Genomic DNA, 15,678 nt, shown 5'->3' on the forward strand with positions numbered 1-15,678 from the left:
CTCAGCCTAGCCGAGCGCGCCGCCAACGCAAACGGGGCAAACTATCAGGCTGGCGCGATATCGAAGCGGAAGATCGTTCCGTCCCAGCTGAAATGGCTGCGCTCGGCGGTTTCGACATGGGTCAGCGCCGGGTGGCTGGTGATGGCGCGCTGCCAGAAGGCCCGGGCGCCGCGGTTCCGGCGCATGACGGCGGCCTCCCAGCGGCCGGGGTGGCGGCTGAACAGCGTCTGCGCGGCGGCGGTGCCCACCCCCGACCGCCGGTATTTCCGCATCACGAAGAATTCGGCGATGTTGCGATCGACCGGCGTGGCACCGTGCGGCGCGGCGTTGAGCAGGGCAAACCCCGCCAGCCGGCCATCGACGCGGAACAGCATCGGCACATGGTCGCCGGCCTGCCACCAGCGATACAGCGGAAAATCGACGACATAGCGGCCATCGTCGGCAACATCGCCATAGGATGTGCCGGCGTGAAGTTCCGAAAAATCGTGGATGTAGAGCTGGACGAGATTTTCCAGCGCCGGGCGTTCGGCCGGGCTGGCGACGGTGATGGCCAGACCGGTCACGGGGCCGGTCACGCGGGCTGCGCCGGATGCGCCGGATGCCAGGTCTTCAACGGCACATCGCCATCGGCGAGCGCTGCCGGATCGACGACGCTGCCGGCCTCGACCAGCGCCTTGCCCTGGACATAGTCGCGCACCGCATTGACGCAATCGAGCGCGATCACCGCCCCTGCCTTGAGGTAGACGATGCTGAACGACCGCGCCGCCACATCGCCGCGCAGCACGGTGGTGTCATAGCCCGTCGACACGCCGACGGTCTGCAACCGCAGGTCATACTGGTTCGACCAGAACCACGGCACGGCATGATAGGGCCGCGGGTTGCCGGTCAGCAGCCGCGCCGCCGTCGTGGCCATGTCATTGGCATTCTGCACCGATTCGAGCCGGATGCGGGCGCCGCCGGCAAAGGCGTTGGCGTGCGCTGCGCAATCGCCGATGGCCAGGACATGCGGCAGGCTGGTGCGGCAATGGTCGTCGACAGCGACGCCGCCGGGCGGGCTGTCGGCCATCGCCGCCCCCGCGGCCGCCAGCGGCGCCACCGCCGGGACGATGCCGATACCGACGATGACGAGGTCGGCAGCGACCAGCTCGCCGTCCGCCAGCACGACGCCGGTGGCGCGGCCCGCCGTCCCGCTGACCGCCGCCACGGTGACGCCGGTGCGGACGTCGACGCCATGGGCGCGGTGTTCGGCTTCGTAAAAGGCCGACAGCACCGGCCCGGCGACGCGCGCCAGCACCCGGTCGAGCGCTTCCAGCACCACGACCGCCTTGCCGAGTTTCGACAGCACCGCCGCCGCTTCCAGCCCGATATAGCCGCCGCCGACGATGGCGATGCGGTGCGCGCCGGCAAGTTCTGCCTGCAACGCCGCGACATCGGCATGGGTGCGGATGGCATGGACGCCGCTGTAATCATGGCCGTCGCAGGTCAACCGCCGCGGCCCGCCGCCCGCCGCCCAGATGAGGTCGCCATAGCCGAAGGTTTCGCCGGTGCCGGTGGTGACCGTCCGCGCCGCCGGGTCGACGGCGATCACCTTCTGCCCGGTCAGCATCGTGACATTGCGGTCCACCCAGAACGCTGCCGGGCGGAGCAGCATGCGGGCGAAGTCCTTTTCCCCCGCCAGATAATCCTTCGACAGCGGCGGCCGTTCATAGGGCAGCTCGGGCTCCTCGCCGATCATCGCGATGCTGCCGGCAAAGCCGAGCTGGCGCAGCTGCACGGCCGCCTGCGCGCCGCCATGGCCGGCGCCGACGATGATGATGTCGAACGTCGTCATGCCGTGGCACTTTCCTTGACGCGGGCGAACACGGCGCCAAGCTCGGCGACGCTGGCACGGTCGAGCGCGCCGTCACCCACCGCCCGCTCGTCCCATAGCCAGCTTTGCGCCGGGTCGTCGTGCATCGTCCATTCGGGGAACAGCCGGGCCTCGACGGCGGCCAGCGACAGCTGCCTGACCGCCAGGTGACGATTGTCGCGCCTGATCCGGGCAAAGGTCGCCAGCAACGCCGGCTCGGGCCCCTCCAGCAGCTGCAGATACAGGTCGCCGCGGACGATCAGGGCGCCCGTCAGCCCGTCGCGGGCGTTGTTGCGGCGTGCCTGCAGCAGGATGCCGTTCAGCATGGCGTCGTCGAAGCCGAAGGGCTGCGAATAATAGATAAGCTGCGTCAGCGTCATGCGAGGCCCCCGGACCGTGTGGCCGCCACCATGCCTTACCCGCGCCGTGGCGCAAAGCCGCCCTTCACAATCATCGCCCGCGCTGCCACAGCTGCACCATGGATCTGTCGCGACATCCGGATGCCGCCGCCTGGGGGCATCTCGTCCGCCGCACGCCGCTGGTGCGGCGGTTGCTGGCGCACAATCCGTCGCCGTTCACCTATACCGGCACCGGAACCTTCGTCGTCGGCGCCGGCGGCACCGTCGCGGTCATCGATCCGGGCCCTGCCGATCCGGCGCATGTCGCCGCGCTGGTCGCGGCCCTGCGCGGCGAGACCGTCAGCCACATCGTCATCACCCATACCCACATGGACCACAGCCCGGCGGCGCCGGCGCTGAAGGCCGCCACCGGCGCGATGATTGTCGGCTGCGCGCCGCTGGCACTCGCCGACGATGGCCCGCGCGCCGATGCCGGCTTCGATGCCGGCTATGCCCCCGACCAGGTGCTGGCGGACGGTGACAGCGTTGCGGGGCCGGGCTGGACGCTGACGGCGGTGGCGACGCCGGGCCATACCTCCAACCACCTCTGCTTCGCGCTGCCGGAGGAAAAGGCGCTGTTCAGCGGCGACCATGTCATGGGCTGGTCGACGACCGTCGTCGCGCCGCCGGATGGCGACATGGCGGCCTATATGGCCAGCCTGAAAAAGCTGCTCGACCGCGACGACGCCATCTACCACCCGACGCACGGCGAGCCGGTGACCGACCCGCAGCGCTTCGTCCGCGGCCTCATCACCCACCGCAAGCAGCGCGAGACGCAGATCCTGAAGCTGCTCGGCGCCGGCCCCCAGACGATCCCGGCGATGGTGGCGGTGATGTACGCCATGGTCGACAAGGGCCTCCACCCCGCCGCCGGCCGATCGGTGCTGGCCCATCTCATCGACCTGCGCAACCGCGGCCTGGTGGCGGATACCGGCGCCGAATGGCGCCTGCGCTGAAACCTCTCCCGCCTGCGGGAGAGGTCGAGAGACGGCGAAGCCGGCCCGGGTGAGGGTGCTCCGCCTCGGAGATGACGCACACCCTCACCCGCCGCGCTGGCGCGCGAGTCGCCTCTCCCGCAGGCGGGAGAGGGTGACGCCGTCCGTTCCACCCCCTATATCCGCCAAAATCCTGGAGCACTTCACGCATGGACGCACGTCTCAACCCGCTGGGCGGCCTCGGTATCCCGGCGCTCGACCTGAAGGCCGAGATCAACCGGCTGCGGACCGAAAAGAACGCCGTCATCCTCGCGCATTATTACCAGGACCCGGCGCTGCAGGACATTGCCGACTTCGTCGGTGACAGCCTCGACCTCAGCCGCAAGGCGGCGGACACCGATGCCGATGTCATCGCCTTTTGCGGCGTCAAGTTCATGGCCGAAGTCGCCAAGATCCTGTCGCCGCAGAAGACCGTCGTGCTGCCCGACCTCAAGGCCGGCTGCAGCCTCGAGGACTCGTGCCCGCCTGAAGATTTCGCGCGCTTCCGCCGCGCCCACCCCGACCACATCAGCCTGACCTATATCAACTGCTCGGCCGCGGTGAAGGCGGAGAGCGACATTATCGTGACGTCCTCCTCGGCCGAAAAGATCATCAACCAGTTGCCCGCCGACCAGAAGATCCTGTTCGCCCCCGACAAGCATCTCGGCGCCTGGCTCAACCGCAAGACCGGCCGCGACATGCTGCTGTGGGACGGCACCTGCATCGTCCACGAACGCTTTTCGGTGACCGAACTCCTGAAGCTCAAGGCGCAGCACCCGGCAGCGCCGGTGCTCGCCCACCCCGAATGCCCGGTCGGCATCCTCGACCTCGCACACTATGTCGGCGCGACCAGCGGCATCCTCAACTATGCGCTCAACAGCCCGGAACCGGTGGTGATCGTCGCCACCGAGCCCAATATCATCCATCAGATGCAGTTGAAGGCGCCGCACAAGACTTTCATCGGTGCGCCGGGCGCCGACGGCAATTGCGGCTGCAACATGTGCCCGTTCATGGCGCTCAACACGATGGAAAAACTGTATCTTTCGCTGCGCAACCTGTCGCCGCAGATCGAGGTGCCCGAGGATGTGCGCGTCAAGGCCAAGGTCTCGCTCGACCGCATGCTGGCGATGGCCGGCGCGGTGACGGCGGTGCGGGTGACGGGGGACTAGGCGCGGGGCATCGAACGCCGGCGATTCTCGCCCGCTAGAGCACCACCACCGGCGTGAAGCCGCCGAAGATCATCCGTTTGGCATCGAACGGCATGGGATTGACCGCCGGGTCCATGCGCGGATCCGACATGCTTTCGTCCATCATCCACGCCATCGCCGCGTCGCGCGTCGCCTTGTCGGGCCATTCGATCCAGCTGAAGACGACGCTTTCCTCGGGCGTCGCCTGCACGGCGCGGCGGAAATCGGTGACCTTGCCGTCGGGCACATCGTCTTCCCAGCATTCGAAGATCCGCGTCGCGCCTTTTTCGATGAACACCGGATCGGCCCTGGCCGCATGGTCGATAAAGGCCTGGCGGTTGGCGGTCGGCACCGCGATGACGAAGCCGTCGATATAGCTCATGGTCCTCTCCCGATGTTCAGGCGGTACTGGATTGCCGCGATCATAGCGCAATTCGGCGCACATTGCTTCTCCTCCGCCTGTCTTGTGGGCGCCTGGAAGCGGCAGGCCGGCTTGCCTATCCCGGCCCGGCCCCGCAAAAGAGGCGCCATGCCCGGACCTGCCCCCCATCCCACCGGCCGCGCCTGATGGACACGCCTGTCGCGCCCGAAAACCGAACCGGCCGGGGGCTGCGGATGTCGCCGATCTATCGCTGGTGGCGCCGATCGATCGTCGAGCCTGTCGACCACGAAGCCGTGTTTGCGCGCGTGCTCGACGAAAGCGGCCCGTCCGCCCGCTACATCTTCATGATCATGATGTCGGCCGGCATCGCCGTGCTCGGCCTGCTGCTGTCGTCGCCGGCCGTGGTCATCGGGGCGATGCTCATTTCCCCGCTGATGAGCCCGATCCTGGGGCTGGGATTCGCGCTGGCGCTGTTCGATTTCCGCGAGCTGCGCCGGGCGCTGTCGGCGCTGGTCCTCGGCACCGTCGCCGCGCTGCTGTTCACGGCGCTGATCGTGTCGCTGTCGCCGCTGCAGGCGCCGACCCCCGAAATCCTGGCGCGGACCAGCCCCAATCTGTTCGATCTGCTCGTCGCGCTGTTCGCGGCGCTGGCCGGCACCTTCGCCATCATCCGCGGGCGCGGTGAAACCATCGTCGGGGTGGCGATCGCGACGGCGCTGATGCCGCCGCTCGCCGTCGTCGGCTATGGCCTCGCCACCCGCAGCATGCCGATCATGGGCGGCGCGCTCGCGTTGTTCGTCACCAACTTCGTCACCATCGCGCTTGCCGCCATGGTCACGGCGCGCTTCTATGGCTTCGGCCACCATCTGTCGCGCCGGCAAAGCTGGGCGCAGACGGTCATCCTGATCCTCGTGTTCGTCGGCATGTCGATCCCGCTCGGCATTTCGCTGACCCGGATCGCCGGCGAGGCGGTGACCGCCGGCAAGGTCCGCACCTTCCTGTCGGGCCGCTTCGGCGACCGGGCGCGCGTCACCCAGCTCGATATCGATTTCAGCCATGCGCCGCTGTCGGTCCGCTCCGTCGTCATCGCGCCGCGCTCGCGGGCGATCAGCAGCGCCCAGCTGCAGGACGATCTCGGTGACGTGCTCGGCCGGCCGGTCTCGCTGCAGATCGATCAGGTCCTGCTCGATCCGGGGGCCGGCGCGGTCGAAACCCAGCGCGCCGAGCTGCAATCGGCATCGGCCAACGCCGCCCGGGACATCGCCGCCGCCGCTGCGGTCACCCGGCTGGTGGCGATGGCGGCCGGTGTGCCCGAAGATGCGGTGACCATCGATCGCGACCATCGCCGGGTGACGGCCTTTGCGGCGGCGCTGCCGGGGGCGCCGCTCGAAGCCTATTTCACCATCGAACAACGGGCCAGCACCGCCGCCGAAGGCTGGGTGGTGACGCTGGTTCCCCCCGTCACGGCGCTGCCGCGAATCGCCTTTGCCAACAATGTCGACACGCTCGATCCGGCAGCGGTCCGCGCCGTCGACCTGTCGATCTGGGCAGCCCGGCACTGGAACAGCCCGGCGCTGGGGGTTCCCGGCCTGCCGGCCGACGCGGCCGCCGTCCGCCAACCGACGCTGGCGCAGCGGCGGGCACTGGCGATCGCCAGCGTGCTGCGCGAACAGGGCATCACCGCCGTGCCGGCGCCGGCGGCGGGCCAGGCGTTCCAGCTCCTGCTGGGCGTGCCGCAGCCGCGGCCAGAGGCAGCAGGGCCGCCCGCTTGAAATCGCCCGCACGGCGATTCCGCCCCTTGCCGAACCGCGCCAGTCCCCCGATAGCCACGGTGCGGCGGCGTTGTTGCGGACAGGTGATTTTCGGATGAAACAGCGTGCGTGCGGCACGGCGGGCGTGCAGCCGGCGCGGCAAGCGGCGCGCTGACCCGTGCCCGACGCAGTCCTCAGTGCGCTCGTCCTCGTCTGCGCGCTCGCCATGTTCGTGTCCGAACGGATCCGGCACGACCTGGTCGCCTTGCTGGCGCTGCTGGCGTGCGTGCTGCTGGGCCTGGTGCCGCCCGGGGCCGCCTTTTCGGGCTTTTCGGACCCGGCCGTGATCGCGGTCGCGGCGATCCTGGTGGTCGGCCGCGCCGTCGAACTGTCGGGGGTCGCGGCGAGCATCGCCCGCGTCGCCATCCCCGCCCGCGCCGGCTTCGGGGTCCGCCTGTCGGGATTGCTCGTCGTCGCGGCGCTGCTCTCGGCCTTCATGAACAACATCGCGGCGCTGGTCATCACCATGCCCATCGCCACGGCCATCGCCCGCCAGGCAAAGCGATCGCCGGCGGCAACGCTGATGCCGCTGGCCTTTGCGACCATTCTCGGCGGCATGACGACGTTGATCGGCACGCCCGCCAACCTCATTCTGTCCTCGGTGCGCGAACAGTCGCTCGGTTCGCCGTTCGGCTTTTTCACCATGACTCCCGTCGGCGTCGCCGTCGCGGTGGTCGGGCTCGGTTATCTGGTGCTGGTCGGGTGGCGGCTGCTGCCGGTGCGGGCGTCGGCCGAACGCGAATCGCGGCCGCCGTGGCGCGTCTATGAACTCGCCGTGCCGGCAGGGTTCGGATCGGTGTCGATGCAGGCGCTGCGCCATCAGCTGCGGGGCGCAGCGACGCGGTTGCTGGCGGTCACCCGGTCGGGGGCGGGGGTGTCGCTGGACCATGATTTGCCGGTGGAACCGCAGGACCGGCTGCTGCTGCTGTCGCGCAACAACCAGTGGGAAACCGCCGAGACCATGGGGCTGGTCGCCGATGCCCAGCCGGGGGTGTCGGCCGATGCCGTCACCGCGCGGGTGGTGGTGGCGCACGGCTCGCTTCTCATCGGCCTGCCGCACGCCGATGTCGCGCTGCGCAGCGACAATCGCGTTTCGGTCGTCGGCGCCGGCCCGCGCGCCGCCCGGCTCCGGATGCCGCTGCGCAGCCTGTCGATCGAGGCCGGCGACCAGCTTTTCGTGCGCGGGGAACCAGCAGCGATCGCCAGCTTCGCGACCCGCGCCCGCCTGCTGGAAATCGACCGCATCGACCCCGTCCCGGTGGCGAAGGTGACGGCGGGGCTGATCCTGGCGGTGTTCGGCATCGCCATCGCCGCCATCGTCTTCGGCGGCGTGTCCCCCGCCATCGCCTTTGTCGCCGCCGCCATCGTTCTCGCCGCGACCCGGCTGATCCCGACCGGCGAAATCTATCGCTCGATCGACTGGAGCGTCATCGTGCTGCTCGGCGCGATGATTCCGGTCGGCGAAAGCTTCCAGACCAGCGGCGCCGCCGCCATTGCCGCCCGCCTGCTCAGCCAGTCGCTTGCCGACATGCCGCTGTTCGTCATCCTGGCCGCGGTGTGCAGCGTCACCATGCTGCTGTCGATCTTCCTCAACAATGTCGCGACCGCGATCATCATGGGGCCATTGGCGATCGACGTGGCGCAGCTGCTCGGTGTCGCGCCCGACGCCGCGCTGCTGGCGGTGCTGATCGGCGCCTCGGCCGACTTCCTCACCCCGATCGGCCATCAGAACAATCTGCTGGTGATGGGGCCGGGGGGCTATCGCTTCACCGATTACGCGCGCGTCGGCGGCATCCTCGTCGTGCTCGTCATCTGCGTCGCTGCCGCCACCCTGACGTTCCTCTATGGCTGACGCCGGCCGCACGACTTTTGTTGGTGCCCCGGCTGACGCCGGCCGCACGACTTTTGTTGGTGCGCCGGCTGACGCCGGCCGCACGGCGCTTGTTGATCGCCGCCCGCCCCGGTAACGGAGCCCCATGATCCCCGATTTCGACATCGCCGCCTTTGTTGGCGCCACCCTTGCCGAGGACATGGGCGCCGGCGGCGACCGCACGTCGGCGGCGGTCATCCCGGCGGGTGCGGTGCTGACCGCGGTGATGGACAGCCGCGATCCCGTCACCGTCGCCGGACTGCCCCTGGCCGCCGCCTTCTTCCGCGCCCTCGATGCCGATTGCCGCATCGAAACGCTGGTCGGGGAGGGGGAAAGCGTGGCCGCCGGAACCGACCTGATGCGGATCACCGGCAACGCCCGGGCGCTGCTCACCGCCGAACGCTCGGCGCTCAACACCGTCCAGCACCTGACCGGTATCGCGACGCTGACACGCACCTATGTCGATGCCATCGCCGGGACGGGGGCAACCCTGCTCGATACCAGGAAGACGCTGCCCGGCCTGCGGATCCTCGAAAAATACGCGACCCGGATGGGCGGGGCGACCAACCACCGGATGCGGCTGGATGACGGCGTGATGATCAAGGACAATCACATCGCCGTCGCCGGCGGAGTCGATGCCGCGGTGCGCGCGGCCAAGGCGGCGGGGCTGGCGGGCGTCGTCGTGGAGGTCGACACCCTCGACCAGATCGCACCGGCGCTCGCTGCCGGCGCCGACCGCCTGCTGCTCGACAATATGGGGCCCGACATGCTGCGCGCGGCGGTCGCGCTCGTCGCCGGGCGCGTGCCGACCGAGGCGTCGGGCGGCGTCAACCTGCAGACCATCCGCGCCATCGCCGAAACCGGCGTGGACTATATTTCCGTCGGCCGCATCACCCAGAGCGCGCCGGCCGCGGACATCGGCCTCGACTTCGGCTGATCCACTTTCATTCGTCACCCCCGCGCAGGCGGGGGTCCATCTCCGGGTCTCGGGCGATGGACCTCCGCCTGCGCGGGGGTGAGGAAATGTTCCAGACGCGGGATGAGCGGGATTGTGGCTTCAATCAGCTCCTAATCCAGCGAGAACGGATCCTCCTGCGCCGGCCGCGTCAAATGCCGCCGCTGGACGTTCATTTCGGCATGGGCGGGGCCGAGCAGCCGCGCGCGCTGGCGGTCGGCCTCGGCGGCGACCTTTTCCGTGGTGAAGACGCATTCGTCAAGGATGGCGCGGCGTTCCGACGGCGTCGCGATCTCGCAGCGGTCGAGACATTCCGCCACATGTTCGGGCACCCGGCGGCGGATGCGCACGGCCAGGTCGCCGGCATCGCTGTCCCAGGCGCCGCGATCGACCGTGGCGAGGAACAGCCGGCAGCTTTCACGGGCGACGGCCACGCGCGACACAGCCCAGTCGGCATTGCCGGCGAGCGCCTCCCATGCCGCATCGAGCGCCGGGTCGGGGGATTCGACGCGCCCGCGCGGCGTCCGGATGCGGCGGGTCGGCCGCGACGGCGCCGGGGTGGCGGTTGCTTCGACATCGTAACGCGCGCGGTCGCGGCGCCGGCGCGCCGCCGACTTGCGCATCGATTCAAAGATCACCAGCAACGCCGCCGTGCCCAGGATCGCCGCACCGGCGCCGCCGTGGATCAGCGCGCTGAAGCCCAGGCCGCCGAGCACCGCGAACGCCAGCGACACCAGCCGCGCGCGGACGAACAGCACGACGCCGGCGGTCGCCAGCAGCATGACGCCGATGGCGACCACCGCGAACATCAGCAGCGTGAGCAGCAGGAACGGCATCACGTCAGGCGCGGGTCTTGTCGAGGTGGCGGCGCACGAGCCGGATGTTGCGGCTGTTCGACCGGAACAGAAGGTCGAAGACATTGCCCGCCACCGGTATCGACCCGAGCGCGGTATCGACACCGACATTCATCAGCATGCGAGCGATGGTGCGCTTCGGCATGCCGAGATTGCGCGCCTCCCAGACCAGGTACAGCCCCATGACGCCGGCCACCGCATCGCCGGCGAGCGGCACCAGGCCCAGCACCGCATCGAGGCCGACGGCACGGTTGATCCCCGGAATGACGAAGGCGCGTTCCAGCACATGTTCCAGCGCGTCGATGCGCAACCGCGCGGCGGCGGCATCACGGGCGACATAACGCCGGGCCGTAGCGGCATAGGAGGCGGGAAAAGTGGCGGCCGTCACGGTCGCAGGTCTCCAGCGGCGAAATGCCGTCAACCCGATGTGGCCCCGATATCCGCGAATTCAAGAATGGCGTGCCGTCACTGCCATTCCATGAACAGCGCGGTGAACGTCAAAGTGTCGATGACGCCGTGCAGCAGGATGAGCGGCCACAGGTTGCGCCTGAACAGCAGGAACATGACGCCGAACGCGAGGCCGATACCCCCCGTCACCACCGCGCCGCGCAGCCCCTGGTAATAGAAATGGCCGTAACCGAAGATCACGGCGGAGACAAAGACTGCCGCAAGCGCGCCGGCCCGGCCGCCGCCGAACGCCGCGCCAAGCCGGGTGATGAGATAGCCGCGAAAGAACATCTCCTCGCCAAAGGCCGCCGCCGTCCAGACGATCGCCAGCCACAGCAGATAATGCGGCAGGCTGCCGGCGACATCGCCCCACCGGTCCTCGACCCCGCCCGAGACTTCGCGCAGGAAATCCAGCCCGATCGCCGGCCCGCCGATGGTGGTGATGGCCACGACAAGGGCAAAGGCCGGCAGCGCCAGCAGCGCCTGGGGAACGACCATCAGCCAGGCCCGAACCCCGCGCAACCGGCGCAGGCCCATCGCGGACCAGTCGACACCCCTGGAGCGCATGTACAGGGTGAGAAGCGCAAGCGTCAGCAGCAGCGAGGCCGGCCCCGCATAGCGCCACAACACCAGGCTCATCAGATATCTGGACAGGAATGTGAAGGCGACGAAAGCCGTCACCTCGGCGAGGATGCCGACGCGGGAAGCCGGCATCGCGCCGCTGCGGATGGCGAGGGGGTCCATCGCCCCCATGTGTATTACCTATATAACACTGTCAACGCGACTGCGTGCTAAATCGCGCCCGTCAGTGCAGCGGGCAGGGCGCCTTCGTTGGCGGCGCGCAGGCGTTCGATCGAAACACCCGCCACACGGTTGCCGCCGGTGGTGCCGATCCGCCGCGCCGGCTGGTCGGGGCTGACATCGGCGGGCAGGGTGACGAGATAGCGGCCCTGGCCCTCCCCGAACGCAGCCGCCGCATCGGGCAGCGCATCGGCGTCGAGGACGGCCCCGATGTTGCCGGCCAGCGCCATGCGCGCCAGCGCGACGAGCACGCCGCCGCCCGACACGTCATGGACAGCGGTGGCGGTCCCGGCAGCGATCAGCGCCGCGACCGCGTCGCCGGCGGCGCGTTCTGCGGCGAGGTCGACCGGCGGCGGCGGGCCGTCCTCGCGGCCATGGCATTCGCGCAGCCACAGCGACTGGCCGAGATGGCCGCTTTCGGCGCCGACCAGCCAGATCGCCTCGCCCTCGGCCTTGAACGCCAGCGTCATCTGCCGGTCGTAATCGGCGATGAGCCCGACGCCGCCGACCGCCGGCGTCGGCAGAATCCCGACACCGTTGGTTTCATTGAACAAACTCACATTGCCCGACACCACCGGAAAGTCGAGCGCGCGGCACGCTTCCGCCATCCCCTCGATGCAGCCGACGAACTGCCCCATGATTTCGGGCCGCGTCGGCGCGCCGAAGTTCATGCAGTCGGTGATCGCCAGCGGCCGCGCGCCGACCGCAACCAGGTTGCGCCACGCTTCCGCCACCGCCTGCCGGCCGCCCTCCACCGGGTCGGCGAAGCAATAGCGCGGCGTGCAATCGGTGGTGATCGCCAGCGCCTTTTTCGTGCCATGCACCCGCACCACCGCCGCATCGCCGCCCGGGCGCTGAACGGTGTCGGCGCCGACCATATGGTCGTACTGCTCCCAGATCCAGCGCTTGGAGGCGAGGTCCGGGCACGCCATCAGCGCCAGCAGATCGGCGCCCAGGTCGGCCGATTCCGGCACATCGGCCAACGGCGCGCGCTTCGGCGTCGGCACCCACGGCCGGTCGTATTTCGGCGCGGCATCGGCCAGCGGCGCCAGCGGGATCTCGCCCACGGTCTCGCCATGGAAGGTCAGCGTCAGCGTGCCGCCTTCGACGACTTCGCCGATCACCGCGAAATCCAGCTCCCACTTCCTGAAGATCGCTTCCGCAAAGGCTTCGCGGCCGGGCTTGAGCACCATCAGCATGCGCTCCTGGCTTTCGCTCAGCATCATTTCATAGGGCGTCATCCGCGTCTCGCGCACCGGCACCTTGTCGAGGTCCAGCCGCAGCCCGACGCCGCCCTTCGACGCCATTTCGACGCTCGACGAGGTCAGGCCCGCGGCGCCCATGTCCTGGATGGCGACGATCGCGTCCGACGCCATCAGCTCCAGGCACGCCTCGATCAGCAGCTTCTCGGTGAACGGGTCGCCGACCTGCACCGTCGGCCGTTTGTCCTCGCTGGCGTCGTCGAATTCGGCCGATGCCATGGTGGCGCCATGGATGCCGTCGCGGCCGGTCTTGCTGCCGACATAGACGACGCTGTTGCCGATGCCGGCGGCGGCCGAATAGAAAATCTTGTCCTGGCGGGCCACGCCGACCGTCATCGCGTTGACGATGATGTTGCCGTTGTACGCCTTGTGGAAATTGGTCTCCCCGCCGACGGTCGGCACGCCGACGCAATTGCCATAGCCGCCGATCCCGGCGACGACGCCCTTGATCAGATGGCGCATCTTGGGCGCGTCGATCTCGCCGAAGCGCAGCGCATTCATGTTGGCGACCGGCCGCGCCCCCATGGTGAAGACATCGCGCAGGATGCCGCCGACGCCGGTGGCGGCGCCCTGGTACGGCTCGATGAAGCTGGGGTGGTTGTGCGATTCCATCTTGAAGATGGCGGCATCGCCATCGCCGATGTCGATGACCCCGGCGTTCTCGCCCGGCCCGCAGATCACCCAGGGCGCCTTCGTCGGCAGCTTGGCAAGGTGCAGCCGCGACGATTTGTAGGAACAATGTTCCGACCACATCACCGAGAAGATGCCGAGTTCGAGCATGTTGGGAACCCGCCCCATGGAGGCGACGACCCGGTCATATTCGTCCGGGGTAAAGCCATGGTCGGCGACGATCTGGGGGGTGATTTCGGGGGCCGGGTGGGTCATGGCGCGGGCGATAACGGATAGCACCGGATTTGTCATTCCCCCGCAATGAAGTTCATGTTATGTTCTCACATCATTCGGGGAGAAACAGGATGACGACCAAAGCGATTGCCGACGATGTCGTGGCGATGTCGAAGGCGGGGAACATCGAGGGCATCGGCCCGAAATACTGGGCAGACGACATTGTCAGCATCGAGGCCATGGACGGCCCGATGGGTCGCATCGAGGGCAGGGCCGGGGTCGATGCCAAGGGCGAATGGTGGTCCGGCGCGCACGAGATCCACGGCGCCGAAACCCATGGCCCCTGGGTCAACGGCGACCAGTTCAGCGTCCGCTGGGTCATGGACGTGACGCAAAAAGACAGCGGCACCCGCCTGACGATCGACGAGATCGCGCTTTACACGGTCCGCGACGGCAAGATCGTCGAGGAAAAGTTCTTCTATTGAGGACGGTGGCTGTTGCGGGGTCAGGTCCGGGTCAGGGCATAGGCCGTGGTGGCGACGCCAACCCCGACCAGTGCTGCCACCAGCGCCACCAGCCGCCGCCGGTTGCCCGCCCGCCCGACAAAGCGCCCGATGACCCCGTCATCGCGCTTGCCACCGACCGCCCAGACCAGCAGCGCGAACCACAGCAGGAACGACACCATCGACAGCACATTGAGCCCCGCGATCAGCCGCCGCTCGGGATGCTGCCGGGCAACGGCAATGATCGTCGGCACGAAGTTGAAGACGAGCACCGCGACAAGGGCGATGCCGAACAACATGAGCCTGCCGATGTCCATGATCCGCCTCCGCGTTTCACCGGATCAAGCTTAATCCTTCGGCGTGTGGCGGACAAGACGACGGGACGCGGCCGGGCCACGCAAGCGCCTCGCCCGAAAACAGGTGCCCCATCAAACGCAGTCGTCCGATCGCGCCGCGCAGGGCATCGAAACCGGCCGCTGTTTGCGGGGCTGCAGGTGGCGACGAAACGACGTCAATGGTCGCGCGTCGCGGCATCGGCCCGCCACGTCACATCTGCGGCGAGCAGGGCGGTCATGGTCGGTGCGATGCAGTTCTGCATCTCCTGCACTGTCCTTACCGCGGGAACACAGGCAAGCACGGCGTTGCAAACGGCATCGTCCAGCAGGGGATCGCCGCTCCGGCGCTTGAAATGGCACCGCGTCGTGCCGGTCCTGCGATCGATCTTCGTCGTCATCCGCAGACGCTTCAGCCGCTCCATTCGCTGCGCGGTGACGACGATGTCGCCCGTCTCTGCCGGCACGGCCGCGGCCTGCGTCAATAGAAGTGCAGCGAGAAGAATCATCGACGTGCGCCGATCGTGTACACGAAGCGAACGCCAACATTATCGATTCCAGGGTTCTGGCTGGAAAAGAGTTGGCGGTGGCTGAAATGCTCCCACGTCGCCTCCACTGCCCAGTGCCGGTTCAGCCGGACCCCGACCGATGCGTTGGGATTGAAGAGAAGGCGCGAGCCGAAGGACGTGCGCCTGCGATAAACATCATATCGTCGCTGCGCGTCTCGGGCAGGCAGGCCTGCTTCGAAGGGATCCGGCGTGAAACGATAGCCGTCATGCACGGTGAGACCGATCCCGAATTGACCATAGACCCGGTTTTGCAAGACGTGCTGGCGCCATTCGGCACCCACGCTGGCGAAACTCGTGCGGCCATCCGTATTGATCTGCAATTTGCCGGTCAGTCGCGGTTTCAACGCAATGGACAAAGGTGCGCTGCGATAGACCAGTTGGATATCGACAGTTCCATCCTCTTCGCTGCCTTCATAAATCTGGCCGCCGGGCAGCGTGGGCAAATCGAATATCAGTTGTCCGCCAAGAGGATGAAAATTCGCACCATGTCGCAATAGGCCGATGGCGACTTCGGGTCCGGCCCGTTGCAGTGGCGCTTCCGCATCGAAATCGTGCTCCTGCGATGCCGCCGATGCAGCGGCGAGCGTCATTGCGGCGCCAAAGACGCTCTTCCAGCCGATCATCCATTCCCCTTCAAGGAA

17 protein-coding genes are annotated in these 15,678 nt (G+C 68.3%); 6 read left to right on the forward strand and 11 right to left on the reverse strand.

Translation table 11 applies throughout. The annotated features are described in order from the left end of the window. Positions 1-44: 44 nt before the first annotated feature. From GGQ62_RS16645 to GGQ62_RS15215, 3 genes are read right to left on the reverse strand one after another with little or no spacing between them, the layout of a single operon-like run. A complete protein-coding gene (locus GGQ62_RS16645; protein WP_152577908.1) occupies positions 45-575 on the reverse strand; it encodes a GNAT family N-acetyltransferase in 531 nt (176 codons plus the stop codon). Further along, the gene (locus GGQ62_RS15210; RefSeq protein WP_152577907.1) at positions 572-1,831 is read right to left on the reverse strand and encodes an NAD(P)/FAD-dependent oxidoreductase; all 1,260 of its coding nucleotides are present in this window, start codon (positions 1,829-1,831) and stop codon (positions 572-574) included. The genes GGQ62_RS16645 and GGQ62_RS15210 overlap by 4 nt, the downstream gene beginning before the upstream one ends. After that, entirely contained in the window at positions 1,828-2,229 is a 402-nt protein-coding gene (locus GGQ62_RS15215; protein ID WP_152577906.1) for a BLUF domain-containing protein, read from the reverse strand. Before GGQ62_RS15215 ends, GGQ62_RS15210 begins: the two co-directional genes overlap by 4 nt. Before the next feature lie 98 nt (positions 2,230-2,327). Between GGQ62_RS15215 and GGQ62_RS15220 the strand changes: the two genes are divergently transcribed. Both GGQ62_RS15220 and nadA read left to right on the forward strand, forming a co-directional pair. After that, on the forward strand, positions 2,328-3,203 hold the full coding sequence (locus GGQ62_RS15220) for an MBL fold metallo-hydrolase (protein ID WP_152577905.1): 876 nt from the start codon (positions 2,328-2,330) through the stop codon (positions 3,201-3,203). A gap of 188 nt (positions 3,204-3,391) precedes the next feature. Beyond that, complete coding sequence (gene nadA, locus GGQ62_RS15225) at positions 3,392-4,390, forward strand: quinolinate synthase NadA (protein ID WP_152577904.1); 999 nt, start codon at positions 3,392-3,394, stop codon at positions 4,388-4,390. A gap of 34 nt (positions 4,391-4,424) precedes the next feature. On the opposite strand, the gene GGQ62_RS15230 is transcribed toward nadA, so the two are convergent. Then, on the reverse strand, positions 4,425-4,790 hold the full coding sequence (locus GGQ62_RS15230) for a DUF1428 domain-containing protein (RefSeq protein WP_152577903.1): 366 nt from the start codon (positions 4,788-4,790) through the stop codon (positions 4,425-4,427). 185 nt (positions 4,791-4,975) lie between these two features. On the opposite strand from GGQ62_RS15230, the gene GGQ62_RS15235 reads away from it, so the two are divergent. From GGQ62_RS15235 to nadC, 3 genes are all read left to right on the forward strand, one after another. Next, complete coding sequence (locus tag GGQ62_RS15235; RefSeq protein WP_243446150.1) at positions 4,976-6,562, forward strand: DUF389 domain-containing protein; 1,587 nt, start codon at positions 4,976-4,978, stop codon at positions 6,560-6,562. Positions 6,563-6,719: 157 nt separating this feature from the next. Next, positions 6,720-8,453, forward strand: a complete 1,734-nt coding sequence (locus GGQ62_RS15240) for an SLC13 family permease (RefSeq protein ID WP_152577902.1) — start codon at positions 6,720-6,722, stop codon at positions 8,451-8,453. A gap of 124 nt (positions 8,454-8,577) precedes the next feature. Then, positions 8,578-9,408: a carboxylating nicotinate-nucleotide diphosphorylase gene (nadC, locus tag GGQ62_RS15245; RefSeq protein ID WP_152577901.1), complete on the forward strand. Its 831-nt coding sequence runs from the start codon at positions 8,578-8,580 to the stop codon at positions 9,406-9,408. A gap of 131 nt (positions 9,409-9,539) precedes the next feature. On the opposite strand, the gene GGQ62_RS15250 is transcribed toward nadC, so the two are convergent. The 4 genes from GGQ62_RS15250 to purL form a co-directional block, all read right to left on the reverse strand. After that, entirely contained in the window at positions 9,540-10,265 is a 726-nt protein-coding gene (locus GGQ62_RS15250; RefSeq protein ID WP_152577900.1) for a hypothetical protein, read from the reverse strand. Between the two features lies 1 nt (position 10,266). Continuing rightward, positions 10,267-10,668: a DUF4112 domain-containing protein gene (locus GGQ62_RS15255; RefSeq protein ID WP_152577899.1), complete on the reverse strand. Its 402-nt coding sequence runs from the start codon at positions 10,666-10,668 to the stop codon at positions 10,267-10,269. A gap of 77 nt (positions 10,669-10,745) precedes the next feature. Then, positions 10,746-11,471, reverse strand: a complete 726-nt coding sequence (locus tag GGQ62_RS15260) for a CPBP family intramembrane glutamic endopeptidase (RefSeq protein WP_243446149.1) — start codon at positions 11,469-11,471, stop codon at positions 10,746-10,748. Positions 11,472-11,518: 47 nt separating this feature from the next. Then, positions 11,519-13,675: a phosphoribosylformylglycinamidine synthase subunit PurL gene (gene purL / locus GGQ62_RS15265; protein ID WP_152577898.1), complete on the reverse strand. Its 2,157-nt coding sequence runs from the start codon at positions 13,673-13,675 to the stop codon at positions 11,519-11,521. Positions 13,676-13,764: 89 nt separating this feature from the next. Here purL and GGQ62_RS15270 point away from each other — a divergent pair, with 89 nt between their 5' ends. Then, the gene (locus tag GGQ62_RS15270) at positions 13,765-14,118 is read left to right on the forward strand and encodes a nuclear transport factor 2 family protein (RefSeq protein ID WP_152577897.1); all 354 of its coding nucleotides are present in this window, start codon (positions 13,765-13,767) and stop codon (positions 14,116-14,118) included. 20 nt (positions 14,119-14,138) lie between these two features. On the opposite strand, the gene GGQ62_RS15275 is transcribed toward GGQ62_RS15270, so the two are convergent. The 3 genes from GGQ62_RS15275 to GGQ62_RS15285 form a co-directional block, all read right to left on the reverse strand. Next, entirely contained in the window at positions 14,139-14,453 is a 315-nt protein-coding gene (locus GGQ62_RS15275) for a superinfection immunity protein (RefSeq protein WP_152577896.1), read from the reverse strand. Positions 14,454-14,647: 194 nt separating this feature from the next. Beyond that, entirely contained in the window at positions 14,648-14,977 is a 330-nt protein-coding gene (locus GGQ62_RS15280) for a hypothetical protein (protein WP_194163375.1), read from the reverse strand. Beyond that, on the reverse strand, positions 14,974-15,660 hold the full coding sequence (locus GGQ62_RS15285) for an acyloxyacyl hydrolase (RefSeq protein WP_152577895.1): 687 nt from the start codon (positions 15,658-15,660) through the stop codon (positions 14,974-14,976). Before GGQ62_RS15285 ends, GGQ62_RS15280 begins: the two co-directional genes overlap by 4 nt. Positions 15,661-15,678 lie beyond the last annotated feature (18 nt).

The organism is Polymorphobacter fuscus (assembly GCF_011927825.1).
In the GTDB taxonomy this organism is placed as follows: Bacteria; Pseudomonadota; Alphaproteobacteria; order Sphingomonadales; family Sphingomonadaceae; genus Sandarakinorhabdus; species Sandarakinorhabdus fusca.